The organism is Cryobacterium zongtaii (assembly GCF_002909375.1).
In the GTDB taxonomy this organism is placed as follows: domain Bacteria; phylum Actinomycetota; class Actinomycetes; order Actinomycetales; family Microbacteriaceae; genus Cryobacterium; species Cryobacterium zongtaii.
On the sequence record NZ_PPXD01000020.1, the window covers coordinates 99,591 to 113,284 of the forward strand.

A 13,694-nucleotide genomic window follows, 5' to 3' on the forward strand; every position below is an offset into this window, starting at 1 on the left:
CAGCGAGCGCCATCCGGGAGCTCACTGATCTGACCTCTGCGGTGCAGACTATGGGAATGACCCCACGCAGTGAGCGAACCCTCATCGTGCTCCGGCACGCCAAGTCCGACTGGTCGGGCGGCGAGGCCGACATCGACCGCACCCTCAACCCCCGCGGGCAGAGCCAGGCGCCGGATGCCGGCAGCTGGCTGGCCGAGAATGTTCCAGCCATCGACCTGGCCATCGTCTCCCCCGCGACCCGGGCTCGCGCCACCTGGGCGCTGGCCTCGGCAGAACTCAACGACAGCCCCGAGGCGCGCATCGATGACCGTGCGTATGCCGCATCCGTCAACGATCTGCTTCAGATTGTGCGGGAACTGCCCGACGAGCTTCAGAACGTGATTCTGGTGGCTCACAATCCCGGACTCGAAGACCTCGTCTACGTACTCACCGGCGAGAGCGTCACGCTGTCGACGTCGGCCTTGGCCGTGCTGGGTGTGCCGGGTCCCTGGTCGGATCTTGTTGCCTCGACGGCCGTTCTCGTGACCAGCGGCCGTGCCAGCCGGGCGGGACTGGCCTAGGCACACGCCCAACCAGAGTCAGTCCGTTCCGGCATCCTCCGCCGTCAGCGGGAGACGGCGCACACTCTCGAACCGATGCGCCCCGCCGTCGATCGGATCGGTGAACGCCAGCTCGCTGGCCAGGAGCTGGAGCGGCCGCCTGAAATCGAACACCTCGACACCCTGCACAACGGGGTAGAGCGGGTCGTCGATGATCGGGATGCCCAGGCCCAGCATGTGCAGACGCAGCTGGTGGGTGCGCCCGGTGCGGGGTGTCAGCCGGTACCGTCCCGCAGGCCCGTGGGCGTCCTCCAGTTCGATCAGTGACTCGGCGTTGACCGGGGCGCCGGGCACCACTTCGCCCTGCCAGTGGCCCGGCCGGGTACGGAGGTGGTTCCGCACGATGACAGGTAGCTCGAGGTCCGGCCGTATCGGTGCCAACGCCCGGTACACCTTCTTCACCTCGCCGCGCTGAAAGAGAGTCTGGTAGGCCCCTCGCCAGCGGCGTTCGGTGGCCAGGACCAGCAGGCCGCTGGTCACCCGGTCCAAGCGGTGCAACGGGGAGAGTTCGGGCAACTCCAGTTGGGCACGCAGGCGAACCACGACGCTCTGAACCACGTGCCGTCCCCGCGGGATGCTGGAAAGGAAGGGCGGCTTGTCGATCACCACGATCCGCTCATCCCGATAGACCAGGTGCAGAGGGCCCGGGACCACCGGTTCGTCGGCCAGATCGCGGTGAAACCAGACGAAGGTGGTGGGCCGGTAACGGTCCGCGCCGGCAACCGGCGCGCCGTCTCCATAGACGAACCGGCCGTCGGCGAGGAACTCGGCCACGTTCACGGACTCGGCCAGCCGGTCCTCGAGCCAGGCGCTCATGTTCGGCCAGGTCGGCTTCGGAAAACCGGGCCGGTCGCGCTCCGGGGTGCACAGCCACGCCGCAGCGAGCCCGTGTCGTTCGGGAAGGGGCGAGCGCGGGGGCATCCCCCGATCGTACGTGCTGACCGCCGCCGCCGCCGGGCGGATGGCGGATGGCGCCCGTCAGAGCGCCCTGGCGGCCTCGAGCGCCCAGACGACCAGGTCGTGGTCGAGGTTTTCGGCCAGGCCGGACACCCCGACGGCGCCGATGAGGGAACCGTTCACCCGCAGCGGGAAGGCACCTCCGGCGGCCACGTACTCGGCAACGGGCAGACCGGTGACCTCGTTGAAGTCCTGGCCCCTGGCGCGGTATTTGGTGCTGATCAGGAAGGACGGCGCGTTATACAGGGCCACCACGCGGAACTTCCTGTCGAGCCAGTAGTCGTTGTCTGCTGTCGTGCCCGGCCGTGCCGCGTGGAAGACGCGCTGCTGGCCGAAGGACATCGCCACCGTGATACTCAGGTCATCGGCGACCGCCCGGGCCATGATCGCGCTGCCGAGCCTGAAGGCATCGTCATGATCGAAGGAGGTGAACCCGATGCTGGAGTTCTGTGCCTCCAGCAGGGGCAGGAGACCCTGGGCGGCGGGATCAGGAGTGAGCGACATGGCAGAGTCCGGTTTCGTTGGGGTGTCGACAGCGGCGCCGCACTACCGAGCACGATACCGGTTAGCGATCACAGACGCGCGGGAAACGCGGACCGGCGCCCGTACACCGTCAGCAGCAGTGCGGCCAGGCCGAAGACGACCATGACGACGGGCAGCGCGAGGCCGTCGAACGGGGTCAGCAGCGCGGCACCGAGGATCCCGGCGGCGAAAATCGCGAGGTTGAACGCCACGGGCAGGAACGCGTTCGCGACATCCGAGTCGGCTCCGCCCGTGCTGGTCAAAGCGGCCTGGAGCTGAGCGGATGCTCCGCCGAAGGAGAGCCCCCAGAGCACGGTGGCGGCGATGATCGCGGGCGCCGACGCGTGGCCGGCCCAGAGGATCACGGCGGCCACGATGAACAGCAGGACGCTGCCGTGGAGCAGCGGGCGCGGATGCCGGTCGAGGAGCGCGCCGGTGAGAACGATGCCGACGATCGAGGCGACACCGAAGAGGAACAGCTGCACGTCCACCGCGAGGTCGCTGCCAGTGGCCCGCAGGTAGGGGGCGATGTAGGTGTAGATGGTGTTGTGGGCGATCATCCAGGTGAAGATCACCGCCAGGATCACGGTGATGCCGGGGATCCGGAGCACCCGCACCAGGGGCAGTCTGGCGGTTCCCGGCTGGCCGTCGGCATCCGGGGCGCACAGCGCGATCAGGAGGCCGGCGATGACCGCCACCACGCTCAGACCGACGAAGGCCCAGCGCCAGTCGAACGCGGACCCCAGCCACGATCCCAGCGGGGTGCCGAGCGCGAACCCGACGGGCGCCCCGGCGGACACTATCGCCAAGGACAGACCTGCCTGCCGGGGCGGGCTGATCTTCCGCCCGTAGGCGGCGAGCATCCCCCAGACGATCCCCGAGAACGCCCCGGCGACAAATCGTGACCCGAGCGACAGGGTGACGTCGCTGGAGACCGCCGTCACGGTGTTGGCCACGATGAGCCCGAGGATGGCACCGAGCAGCAGCGGCTTCCGGCGCATCCCCCTGGTCAGCGTGATCGCGGGAATCGTCACAACGACCGTGCCGAGCGCGTACGCGCTGACGAACAGGCCGACAGTGCCCTCACTGGTGCCCAGTCCGCCGGCGATCACCGGCAACAGGCCGGCCGGCATGGTCTCCATCGCCACGAGGACGAAGCCGATGGCGGCCAGCATCAGCAGGGTGAAGATCGGCAGGCGCTGCGTTTTCTCGGCAGCCGCCGGGGCCGGCACTGTTGTCACGCTCTCCATCAGAAGGTGAGCAGGACCTTGGTGGCGCGGCGCTCGTCCATGGCCCGGTAGCCTTCGGCGGCTTCCTCGATGGGGAGGGTGAGGTCGAAAACCTTGCCCGGGTCGATGGCGCGGTCCCAGATCAACTGGATCAGGTTGGGCAGGAACCGGCGCACCGGGGCAGGTCCGCCGAGGGTGTGGATGCCGGCGAAGAACAGCTGGATGCCGGGGATCTGCACGTCGTAGTTGACCCCGACGTAGCCCAGGTGTCCGCCGCCGCGGGTCGCGCCGACGGCCTGCATGAACGATTCCTGCGTGCCGACGGCTTCGACCACGGAGTGCGCACCGAGCCCACCGGTGAGTTCCTTGATCCTGGCCACACCTTCGTCGCCGCGTTCCTCGACGATGTCGGTCGCCCCGTAGAACCTGGCGAGCTTCTGCCGTTCGGGGTGGCGCGACATGGCGATGATGCGTTCGGCGCCGAGCTGTTTGGCGGCGAGGATCGCCATCAGGCCCACGGCGCCGTCTCCGACGACGGCGACGGTCTTGCCCGGCCCGGTCTCGGCGGCCACGGCGGCGAACCAGCCGGTGCCGAGCACATCGGAGGCGGCCAGCAGCGACGGGATCAGGTCGGCGTCGGGCTGGCCGGGGGTCGCGACGAGGGTGCCGTCCGCGAGCGGGATCCGCGCCTTCTCGGCCTGCATTCCGGAGGCGAATTCGGCGTGCTCGCACCGCGACTGGAAGCCGGCCCGGCAGATCTCGCAGGTGTTGTCGGAGAGCACGAAGGATCCAACGACGAAGTCACCCACCTTGACGGTCTGCACGGCGTCACCGATCTCTTCGACGATGCCGACGTACTCGTGGCCCATCGCGGTGTGGTCGACGGGCTCGACACCCCGGTACGGCCACAGGTCCGACCCGCAGATGCAGGTGGCCGTGAGACGGATGATCGCATCGGTCGGTTCAAGAATGGTCGGGTCCTGGCGGTCTTCGACCCGGACGTCGCCGGGCGCGTACATGATGACTCCACGCATGTGGATGCTCCTTTGGTCGCTGTTGGTACGTCCTCAAGTGAACCGTCGACGGTCTGTGGGCGGGAGTCCCTGCGCAGGGGTGTACCAGCAGAGCACCCCACGCCGCGTCAGGGGGACGTACTGTCGTGGCTATGGACAATCAAGCCGAGGTGCGCGAATTCCTCATGTCGCGGCGCGCGAAGATCACCCCCGAACTGGCCTGCCTGCCCGCCGGCACCAATCGGCGGGTGTCCGGGCTGCGTCGCACCGAGGTTGCCACCCTGGCCGGCGTCAGCGTGGAGTACTACGCCAAGCTCGAACGCGGTGCGATCGCGGGAGCGTCCTCGTCGGTGCTCGACGCCATCGCCCGGGCGCTGCAGCTCGATGACACCGAACGCAGCCACCTGTTCAATCTCGCGCGGGCCGCCGACGGCATCCCACTGTCCGGACGCATCCGCCGGCGCGCGACGCGGAACCCGGTGAGTCGACCGAGCCTGCAATGGGCGCTCGGCACGATTACCGAAGGCATCGCGTTTGTGCGCGACCAGCATCAGGACCTCCTGGCGACCAACGACCTGGGCCGGGCCTTCTACTCCCCCGTCATCGGCGACGCCGGGCGCACCCCCAACCTGGCCCGGTTCCAGTTCCTCGACCCCGCCTCGCGCGATTTCTACCCGGACTGGCAGGTGTTCGCGGAGATGTGCGTGTCGATCATGCGCGCGGAGGCCGGCCGGGACCCGAACGACAAGGGGTTGCAGGACCTCGTCGGCGAGCTTTCCACCAAGAGCGACACGTTCCGCACGCTCTGGGGCGCCCACGACGTGCGCACGCACGGTGCCGGCACGAAGCGGTTCAACCACCCGGTGGTCGGCGAGCTCACCCTGGCCTATGAGGAACTCGCCATCACCGCCGATCCCGGCTCGGTGCTGATGATCTACACCGCCGAGCCCGGCTCGTCCAGCGCCGAGCGCCTGCGCCTGCTGGCCAGTTGGGCGGCCACCAGCGTCGCCGCCGATTGACCAGGCTCGGGGTCACGGCGCCTCGGGCGCCGGGGCATCCGTTTGCACCGTTCTGGTGTCGGCGGGATCGTTCTGGCGCCGGCTGGCGAGCATGATCGGAACACCGATGAGTTCCACCAGGCCGCCGATCATCAGGGAAGCGCCGTAACCCCAGAGGTCGGCGGAGCGGCCCAGCGCCGGCTGGATGAACACGCCGCCGAGGCTGCCGAACAGAGAGTCAAACGAGAGCACGGTGGCGCGCTGCTTCGACGGGATCATGTCGTTGAGGTAGGCCTGCCGCACCGGTTCGGCGACCGCGAACACGAACCCCCAGACCATCAGGAACACCACCGCCAGCCAGAACAGGCTGTTCAGGCCGAGCACCACGAGTGAGACCACGCTGAGCAGGGACGCCGCGATCACGGTGCTGGTGCGTTTGGCGAAGAGGGTGCGGATCCGGGGAGCGAGCACGCCGCCGGCTACCTGTGCCAGCGAGAGGATCGCGGCGGCCAGGCCCGCGATGGAGTACGCCGACGGGTCGCCGTACAGCTCGAGCAGGTAGGGCTGCAGCGCGTAGAAGGCGTAGAAGCCGACGCCGGAGGCGAACGGGGCGGAGAGGATCATGTAGCGCACCGACCGCCGTTTCAGCCCGTGCTCGACCGACTCCGTGAGCACCAGCCGGGTCGCCTTCAGCGGGCCCCGCGAGCGGTCCGGGGTGAAGCCGAGGTCTCTCATCACGATGAACGCGTAGATGAACATAATCACGAGCACCCCGGCGCGCACGAGGAACGGCACACCGAGGTTGGTGGCCTGGGCGATCACTCCGCCGAGCACCGAGCCGGTGAACATCGCGATACCGGTCACCACGAGCCCGCGACCGAATACCGCCTCCAGGCTGCCGGTGTACCCGGTCGACGTGAGCGCGTCGACCAGCCAGGCTTCCACCGCACCGGAGAAGAAGGTGAAGCCGAGGCCGAGCAGCACCGACACGATGGCCCACCAGACGAACGGCGACTGCCAGACCCAGAGCATCCAGTACAGCGCGGTGGTGACCGACAGGGTGATGGTGCCCAGCAGGTAGGAGGCTTTGCGTCCCACGGTGTCGGCGACCACGCCGGTCGGGATCTCAAAAATCACCATGCCGGCTGTGAAGAACGCGTTCGCAGCGAACGCCTCGAAGTTACTCAGCCCGGCGTCGAGCAGGAACAGCGTGTTGATGCCCCAGATGAACGAGGCCGCGAGGGTGTTGCCGAGCAGCAGGATCAGGTAGATGCGCTGGACGCGCGCAGACGCCGGGTTCACGACCAGGGTCCGATCGGCGCATAGCGTTCCGTCACGAAGCAATCATCGACCCGACTGGTGCGGATGGCTAGGTCGGGACCCATCGACCGAGCCGGCAGACACTCGGTCGACGGGCCTCACGTGCTGGTTGCCCGTATCGCTAGTGCACGAGCACCTTCAGCAGGATCATGGCGATGCCCAGCGTCGAAGTCCCCAGACAGCCCAGGATGCGAATCACCCACGGGCTTCCTCGAAATGCGAACGCGCTGTAGCCGATGGCTCCGAGGATGACTACGCCGAGCCACAGGGCGGCCCACACCGCAACGTCGTCGGGCACAGCCCGCAACGCGCCGAGCAACAGCACGATGGACGGTGGGATCGCGGACGTGAGGAAGCCCAGCGAGTGCCGCAGCGAGAGGCGCACGGCGGTCGCCATCGTCGAATCCTGGGCCTGGTTCAGGCCGTATTCGACCACCGCACCGGCGTACACGTGCGCGGCCCAGAACACGAAAACCGTGCCGATCACGCCTAGAAAGGTCTGCCAGGAGGTTGCCCCATAGCCGCCGGCGACCACGATCATGCCGCTGACCAGGATGGTTCCATAGACCGAAGCCTCGGTCACGAAGCCGCCCGGAAACCGCCGGTTAGTCGTGGAGGAGTGCACTATCGCCTCGATTTCCGTTCTCGGCCAGCAGCATCGCTCCAGTTTGACGAAGGAACACGATCAGCCAGCTGAAGATCATCACGAATGCCACCAGTTCGACGGCGGTGAGCGTGTAATACCCGGTCAGGAACCACACGGCCAGCACGACAAGAACTCCCACGTAGAGATACCCGAGGAGAAGGAACACTCTTGACATGGCGGGGATCCACGATCGGAGGCGGACGACGACAGTGATGAAAACCACGATCATTCCGGTCGCGGACACATTGTGCGCTGCCATGTTTTGATCGAGCGGGAAGATTCCCACGCCGGCCAAAAGCACGCCGATGAGAACCAGCGCCCCCCGCACGAGCGCGCGTCCTCGCACTTCTTCTGGCGTGGCAGCCGGGATGGCCGCGGTCGCGTAATGAGCCAGGGTGGTGACGATGATCCCCGCGATCAGGACCGTGAGGTTGAAGGCCAGCGCCGAGATGTCGTCGGAAATGCCGAGGGTGCTGAGATTCTCCTGCCACCACAATGGGTCGCTGGCGCTCAACATGCTCGCGAAAGTGCCCACCACCACGAACACGGCGAGGATCACCGACATCAGAATCGGGGTCAAGCCAACGGCGGAGAGGAAAACACTGTAGGCCGTGACTGCGATGGCGACCGCGGCCAGCAGTGTCGCGGAGGTGGGGAAGACGACGGCACCGATGAAGCTGCGGCTCAGCAGGCCCGCAACCGCGAGCCACGCCAACAGCGAGATCACTCCGTGCGCCAGCGCAATCGCACCGATGTCGTACCACCGGAGCTGCCCGCCGTGGCCGGGTGGCCCGGGGTCCAGCAGGGTGCCTGCCGCCCGACTGGCGTGCATCACGGCACGCGTGGTGACGAAGATCACCACCGCCGCCGCCGCGCTCGCCAAAGCGACGAACTGCCCGACAGAGCCGGGACCCGCGATAGGCACGTCGTGACCCCAAAAGGTGATTGCCGACGCCAGCGCGCCGACCAGGAAGACGGCCGCGCCCACCAGGAGCGCGGCCGATTCCCGCGACTGGGCGTTGGCGACCGGGTGCCGCAGTAACCAACTGATGGGTGCGGGCCGGCTCATCCAAGACCTCCTGTCGCTGCGTCACCGGACCGGTGGTCGAGGCGGTGGCAGCGACAATATCTCGTCTGCACCGATCCCGAAACGTCCGCAGGGCCGAACCCTGGCCAGCGCACCGGTTGTTCCATCGACAATCGCCAGGACGATGCACCGGCGATCTCCCACAGATCCAAAACGGCACTACGCTGCCGCTGAACGCCGGGACATTCACCGGCCGGAAACCCCGATGAAGGGCCACACGATGAGTGAAGTTGAGAGCGCAACACTCGAGAAGGCCGCCGCGGTGTCGATCGACGGCCGGCATTTCCAGTTCGTCGGCGCCACCGGCTCCCGATTCGAGCCGGGCGGTTTGGTGATCCTCCGGTCCACGGATGAGGGCGAGGAGGAGACGGACCAGCTGGGCCAGGTTGAGGAGGTCACCGTCACGATCGGCGGGGCCCCGCACGGCTCCGGTCGCATCCTGGGTCTGCTCAATGGAGATGGCCGCCACCTCGATGTCCGGCGCTCCGTCGCGTTCGGATCGGCCACGCTCCGACCGGCGGATGCCCGCACGACCGAACTGCTCTACGGGGATGCCACGGCGTCTTTGCCCATCGGCTCCTTCCTGGCCTCCCAGCACATCCCGGCCCGGCTCCTTGCCCAACGCTTCAACCGGCACACCTTCTGGTGTGGGCAGAGCGGATCGGGCAAGACCTACGCCCTGGGCGTGGTGCTGGAACAGCTACTGATCCACACGGCCCTGCCCATGGTGATCTTCGATCCGAACGCGGACTTCGTGCACATCCGGCAGGCCCATCCGGCGGGTGAAACGACGGATGCGCAACGGGCGTTGGCCGAGCGGGACATCCGGGTGCTGCGCCCATCGGCTGCGTCTCCCGATGCTCTCCGGGTGCGGTTCCTGGACCTGTCGTTGCGGGCGAAGGCAGCCGTCTTTCGGCTCGACCCGCTCGATGATCGTGCCGAACACAACGAGCTGATGCACATCGAGGACACCGTGGGTCTGATCGAGCCGACGAGGGTCGTCCCCGGCCTGCTGGACCGGGGCACCCCGGCTGCGCGCGAACTGGCGGCACGCACCGAGAATCTCCGGGTGACCGACTGGAGCATCTGGGCGCAGGGCCTGGCTGCCGTGACCGACATCCTGGAGACCCGCCCCGACGCCACAGTGCTCGACCTCGGCGGATTCGCCTACCCGGAGGAGTCGCTGGTGGTGGCGTTGGCGGTGCTCGACGACCTGTGGGACAAACGGGAGCAACGCCGTCCGCTCCTGATCGTGATCGACGAGGCGCACAACTTCTGCTCGCCCGACCAGACCAGCCCGTTACACGTGGCGGTGCGGGAGAGAATCGTGCAGATCGCGGCGGAAGGACGCAAATTCGGCCTTTGGCTGCTGCTGTCGACCCAGCGACCGTCTCGGGTGCACCCCAGCATCATCTCGCAGTGCGACAACTTGGCGCTGATGAAGATGACGTCTCCGGTGGACCTCGACGAGCTCGCCACCATCTTCGGTTTCGTGCCGCCGGCCATGCTCGCCCGGGCGTCACGGTTCCGACAGGGCGAGGCCCTCTTCGCCGGCGGTTTTGTGCCCGCTCCCACCATGGTCACCATGGGACCGCGTCTCACCCGGGAGGGAGGCGCCGACGTGGCCGTGCCCCTGCGCCAAGCCCGCGAACTGTGAGGAAAGCCCCGAAAAACCGAAAACTCTGGGGCTCTTCTCACAGTTTGCGGGCCAGATAGCCGGCTCGCACCGGCTTGTCGAGCTTCTCGGTGGCGGCGCGCAGGGTCAACCTCGGCAGGCCGGCCGCGTTTTCGTCGAGGAAACCGAGGAGCGCGTCCCGGTCGACGTCGCCGAGGTAGCGCAGCATCCAGCCGGTGGCCTTCTGCACGTAGTCGTTCCCGTCGCTGCTGAGCATCCGCGCCAGCTGCAGGGTGTCGGTGATGTCGCCCCGGCGCAGGAATGCGGCTGTCGCGACCATGGCGGTGCGGCGCTCCGGCCAGAACGACGACGCCGCGAGGGAGTAGAGCGGCTCACGTGGCTTGTCGACGAGCCAGCCGCCGACCACCTGATACGCGACCAGGTCCACAAGATCCCAGGTGTCGATCCTGTCGTGGCGGCGCAGGTACAGCTCGTAGAGCTCCTCACGCCGTTCGCCGCCGGTCTTACGGTTCGTCGCCGCCTTGCCCATAATCGAGCACGCGCCGACCCGCACCTCGTGGGTCGGGCTCTCCAGCAGCGTCTCGATGTCCGGCACCGGCATGGCGAGCGCCCGGCCGGCCAGGGCGAACACGTCGCCCATCCGCACGCCGATGAACGAGTCGTCGCCCGGGAAGTACCGGGTGTACTTCTGCCGCTGCTCCGGGGTGGCCAGGGCCACCAGGCTCTTCTGAAAGTGGGCAGCGGTGGTCTCATCCGTCATGCAGTCAGGATGCCACCGGTCTCGGCAGATTGGAGGGTCGCGGTGCCTATTGACAGACCCGGCCCTGTGTGTCGCGTTCGGCAGCCCAGTGTGTGTGTGTGGGGCGGTCTGCTGTGTTGTTCCGTGGCGTCGGCCAGCGGGCAGACGTCGGCCGGCCTCAACGCTCGCGTTTGGCCCGGCGGCGTTCCCGCCAGGTCATTGCGGCCAGCGCCGCCTCCTGGCGTTCCCGCGCCGCGTCCCGGTCGATGCGTGCGGCGGTGCGGCGTTCCTGCCAGCGGGCAACCTCCGCATCGACCTCGCGAAGCGCCGTGACGACGGGCGGGCCGCCGCGCAGCTGCCGGCGGGCGTCGATCACGCGACGGTTGAAGTCGTCGAGGATCTCCCGCACCGCTCGCTCGGCGACCACGGCGTCGATGCGGGCGTCGAGTCCGGCGTCTTCGGAGCGCAGGGTGAGGGCAGCCGGGCCCAGTCCGGTGATCTGCTCACGCTCGATCTTCTGGCGGATCCACCAGTCCGGGTCGTACGGGGCGGTGAGCCCCGGGATCGGCTTGCCCGTGCCGGGCAGGTTGTCGAAGTCGCCGCGACGCATCGCCTGCTGGATCGCGATCTCCACGTACTGGGCGCGGGCATCCATCATGGCCTGGCCGGCCTCGTTGGTGTCCGGCTCGGCGACCTCGGGTCGCTCGGATGCAGGAATCTCGCGGTTGATCTTGTACCGCGCCACATTGAGCGGCGTATCGCTGGGTTCGCGTGGACCAGTCATGCCACCAGCCTAGGTTCACCCACACGCTGACGGGCCGCTCCGCGTACACTGACCGGCATGTTCCGACACCCGCGCCGCGCGCTCGAAGGCGGACCCCTGTGAAGGCCGTTGTCTACGACCGGTACGGGCAGCCCGACGTGCTGAGGGTCGACGAGATCCCGAAGCCCTCGCCGGGCCCGAACCAGGTGCTCATCGAGGTCGCCGCGACGTCCCTCAATCTGTCCGACTGGGAGGGCCTGACCGGATCCCCGGGGTACGCCCGGATCGGCGGGTTGCGCGCCCCCAGGCGCCGGGTGTTGGGCTCCGACATCGCCGGTCGGGTCGCCGCGGTCGGCTCCGGCGTGACCCGGTTCCGCGTGAATGATGACGTGTACGGCGACAACATGGGTCTGTTGGGCGGTTTCGCCGAGTTCGCTGTGGCGCCGGTCGCGGCCCTCGCCCACAAACCTGCGGAGTTGACCTTCGCCGAGGCGTCGACCCTGCCCCAGGCCGGAGCGATCGCGCTGCAGGGAACCGCCCGTGTTCGCCGCGGGCAGCGCGTACTGATCAACGGGGCGGGCGGCGGGTCGGGGTCGTTCGCGATTCAGCTGGCCAAACACTCCGGAGCGCACGTGACCGGCGTCGACAACGCGCGAAAGCTCGACTTCATGCGCGGGCTCGGCGCCGACGAGGTCGTCGATTACACCACCTCGGACTTCACCCGACTGGAACCGTTCGACCTGATCCTCGACCTCGTGGCGCACCGGTCGGTGTTCGCCTACCAGCGGGCATTGGCCCGCGGCGGTCGTTACCTCTGCGTCGGCGGCACCGTGCGCAGCGTGCTGCGGGTCGTGACCGTCGGCGCGGCGCTCGGCCTGGTCACCGGGCGCCGTCTGGGACTACTCATCGCCAGGGAGGGCCCGGCCTACTTCACGCCCGTCGCCGAGCGGTGCGTCGCCGGCGAGCTGAGCATCAACATCGACCGCACCTATCCGCTCGACGAGGCGGCGCGGGCGCTCGCCTACCTCGGCGAGGGACGTGCTCTCGGCAAGATCGTCGTCACGGGCTAGGGGACGAATGCAGTCGACGGAGAATATGCGCATCGAGGTGGAGGACGGGACGGTGTCGGCCGCCTTCGCCCGACCGGCGGACGCGTTCGCCACGCTTGTGGTGGCACCGGGAGCGGGGTCCAGCTTCGACCATCCGTTCCTCGTCGGGTTCAGCGAGGCGCTGAACGCCGCCGGGTTGGCGACCCTGCGGTTCAATTTCCCGTACCGGGAGGCCGGCCGCCGGCTCCCCGACCGGGCGCCCCGGGCGATCGCCGCCTGGCGGGCGGCGATGGACGCTGCGGCTGCCCGGTCGGCGGGTCAGCCCGTCTGGGCGTCCGGTAAGTCCTTCGGCGGGCGGATGGCCTCCATGGCGGTGGCCGCCGGCATGCCGGCAGCGGGCCTGGTCTTTCTCGGCTACCCGCTGCATCCGCCGGGCAAGCCGGAGAAGCTGCGCGATGAGCACCTGTACGGGATCGACCGGCCGATGCTGTTCGTGCAGGGCACGCGTGACCCATTCGCCGCCCCGGACGAACTCACCCCGGTGGTCGGGCGAATCGGCACGGCGACACTCGAGTTGATCGACGCGGCGAACCACTCTTTCGAGGTTCGGGGATCCAAGCGCCCGGCCGTTGATGTGGGTGCAGGGCTTGCTCCTATGGTCGCCGAGTTCGTGCGCGCCAGCGTGGCCTAGGCTGCGTTACTCAGCGGACGGCCGCTGCCGTTGCGCTTTCGTCGCCGAGCGCTGCTGCTTGGCGGCGAGGTGCCGGCGGCCGGAACCCCGGGTGGGTTTGGTCGCCCGGCGGCTGGGCCCGTCGGGTGCCAGGCCCGCGGCCACGAGTTCCGCGAGCTTCGTCAGCGCGATCTCACGATTGCGCAGTTGGGAACGCTGTTCGGAGGCGGCCATGGTGACCACCCCGTTGATCAGACGCCGGTCGAGTCGGGTGAGCAGCAGCATCCGCTGCTCGTCGGTGAGAACCGCAGACTCGACGACGCTCCAGGACACCTGCACGCGGCTGTCCGAGGTGTTCACGTGTTGCCCGCCGGGGCCGGACGACCGGGAGAACCGCCACCCGAGTTCCGTCGCCGGAATCGTGAGCGTGGGCGATACCTCGAGATCCATGCTTCAAGGGTCCCAC

General features: G+C 68.3%; 15 protein-coding genes. 5 read left to right on the forward strand and 10 right to left on the reverse strand.

What is annotated here, in order from left to right; translation table 11 throughout:
- The first annotated feature begins 56 nt into the window (after nucleotides 1–56).
- The gene (locus C3B61_RS12790) at nucleotides 57–560 is read left to right on the forward strand and encodes a SixA phosphatase family protein (protein ID WP_198415061.1); all 504 of its coding nucleotides are present in this window, start codon (nucleotides 57–59) and stop codon (nucleotides 558–560) included.
- Nucleotides 561–578: 18 nt separating this feature from the next.
- Here C3B61_RS12790 and C3B61_RS12795 read toward each other — a convergent pair whose 3' ends face one another.
- The 4 genes from C3B61_RS12795 to C3B61_RS12810 all read right to left on the reverse strand — a co-directional run bounded on the left by C3B61_RS12795 (nucleotide 579) and on the right by C3B61_RS12810 (nucleotide 4,341).
- Entirely contained in the window at nucleotides 579–1,520 is a 942-nt protein-coding gene (locus C3B61_RS12795; RefSeq protein WP_103461047.1) for a pseudouridine synthase, read from the reverse strand.
- Between the two features lie 57 nt (nucleotides 1,521–1,577).
- The gene (locus tag C3B61_RS12800; RefSeq protein ID WP_088455855.1) at nucleotides 1,578–2,060 is read right to left on the reverse strand and encodes a heme-degrading domain-containing protein; all 483 of its coding nucleotides are present in this window, start codon (nucleotides 2,058–2,060) and stop codon (nucleotides 1,578–1,580) included.
- A 68-nt stretch (nucleotides 2,061–2,128) separates the two neighbouring features.
- Nucleotides 2,129–3,328 (reverse strand): MFS transporter, encoded by a 1,200-nt coding sequence (locus tag C3B61_RS12805; protein WP_165787907.1) that lies wholly within the window; start codon nucleotides 3,326–3,328, stop codon nucleotides 2,129–2,131.
- A complete protein-coding gene (locus tag C3B61_RS12810) occupies nucleotides 3,328–4,341 on the reverse strand; it encodes a zinc-dependent alcohol dehydrogenase family protein (RefSeq protein WP_208858815.1) in 1,014 nt (337 codons plus the stop codon). The genes C3B61_RS12805 and C3B61_RS12810 overlap by 1 nt, the downstream gene beginning before the upstream one ends.
- Nucleotides 4,342–4,472: 131 nt before the next feature.
- On the opposite strand from C3B61_RS12810, the gene C3B61_RS12815 reads away from it, so the two are divergent.
- A complete protein-coding gene (locus C3B61_RS12815) occupies nucleotides 4,473–5,339 on the forward strand; it encodes a helix-turn-helix transcriptional regulator (RefSeq protein WP_103461048.1) in 867 nt (288 codons plus the stop codon).
- 12 nt (nucleotides 5,340–5,351) lie between these two features.
- On the opposite strand, the gene C3B61_RS12820 is transcribed toward C3B61_RS12815, so the two are convergent.
- The 3 genes from C3B61_RS12820 to C3B61_RS12830 form a co-directional block, all read right to left on the reverse strand.
- Nucleotides 5,352–6,620: an MFS transporter gene (locus tag C3B61_RS12820; protein ID WP_103461049.1), complete on the reverse strand. Its 1,269-nt coding sequence runs from the start codon at nucleotides 6,618–6,620 to the stop codon at nucleotides 5,352–5,354.
- Between the two features lie 139 nt (nucleotides 6,621–6,759).
- Nucleotides 6,760–7,221, reverse strand: coding sequence for a hypothetical protein (locus C3B61_RS12825; protein WP_103461050.1), 462 nt, complete (start codon nucleotides 7,219–7,221; stop codon nucleotides 6,760–6,762).
- Nucleotides 7,222–7,243: 22 nt separating this feature from the next.
- The gene (locus tag C3B61_RS12830) at nucleotides 7,244–8,353 is read right to left on the reverse strand and encodes a DUF998 domain-containing protein (protein ID WP_103461051.1); all 1,110 of its coding nucleotides are present in this window, start codon (nucleotides 8,351–8,353) and stop codon (nucleotides 7,244–7,246) included.
- Between the two features lie 238 nt (nucleotides 8,354–8,591).
- On the opposite strand from C3B61_RS12830, the gene C3B61_RS12835 reads away from it, so the two are divergent.
- Nucleotides 8,592–10,028: an ATP-binding protein gene (locus C3B61_RS12835; protein ID WP_103461146.1), complete on the forward strand. Its 1,437-nt coding sequence runs from the start codon at nucleotides 8,592–8,594 to the stop codon at nucleotides 10,026–10,028.
- Nucleotides 10,029–10,065: 37 nt separating this feature from the next.
- On the opposite strand, the gene C3B61_RS12840 is transcribed toward C3B61_RS12835, so the two are convergent.
- Both C3B61_RS12840 and C3B61_RS12845 read right to left on the reverse strand, forming a co-directional pair.
- Nucleotides 10,066–10,767 (reverse strand): DNA alkylation repair protein, encoded by a 702-nt coding sequence (locus tag C3B61_RS12840; RefSeq protein ID WP_103461052.1) that lies wholly within the window; start codon nucleotides 10,765–10,767, stop codon nucleotides 10,066–10,068.
- Between the two features lie 157 nt (nucleotides 10,768–10,924).
- Nucleotides 10,925–11,530, reverse strand: coding sequence for a DnaJ family domain-containing protein (locus tag C3B61_RS12845; RefSeq protein ID WP_103461053.1), 606 nt, complete (start codon nucleotides 11,528–11,530; stop codon nucleotides 10,925–10,927).
- A 98-nt stretch (nucleotides 11,531–11,628) separates the two neighbouring features.
- Between C3B61_RS12845 and C3B61_RS12850 the strand changes: the two genes are divergently transcribed.
- Both C3B61_RS12850 and C3B61_RS12855 read left to right on the forward strand, forming a co-directional pair.
- Nucleotides 11,629–12,579 carry an NAD(P)-dependent alcohol dehydrogenase gene (locus C3B61_RS12850; protein ID WP_103461054.1) on the forward strand — a complete coding sequence of 317 codons (951 nt, stop codon included), beginning with the start codon at nucleotides 11,629–11,631 and terminating at the stop codon, nucleotides 12,577–12,579.
- A 7-nt stretch (nucleotides 12,580–12,586) separates the two neighbouring features.
- Nucleotides 12,587–13,249: an alpha/beta hydrolase family protein gene (locus tag C3B61_RS12855; protein WP_103461055.1), complete on the forward strand. Its 663-nt coding sequence runs from the start codon at nucleotides 12,587–12,589 to the stop codon at nucleotides 13,247–13,249.
- 6 nt (nucleotides 13,250–13,255) lie between these two features.
- On the opposite strand, the gene arfB is transcribed toward C3B61_RS12855, so the two are convergent.
- Nucleotides 13,256–13,678 (reverse strand): alternative ribosome rescue aminoacyl-tRNA hydrolase ArfB, encoded by a 423-nt coding sequence (gene arfB / locus C3B61_RS12860; RefSeq protein WP_103432340.1) that lies wholly within the window; start codon nucleotides 13,676–13,678, stop codon nucleotides 13,256–13,258.
- Nucleotides 13,679–13,694 lie beyond the last annotated feature (16 nt).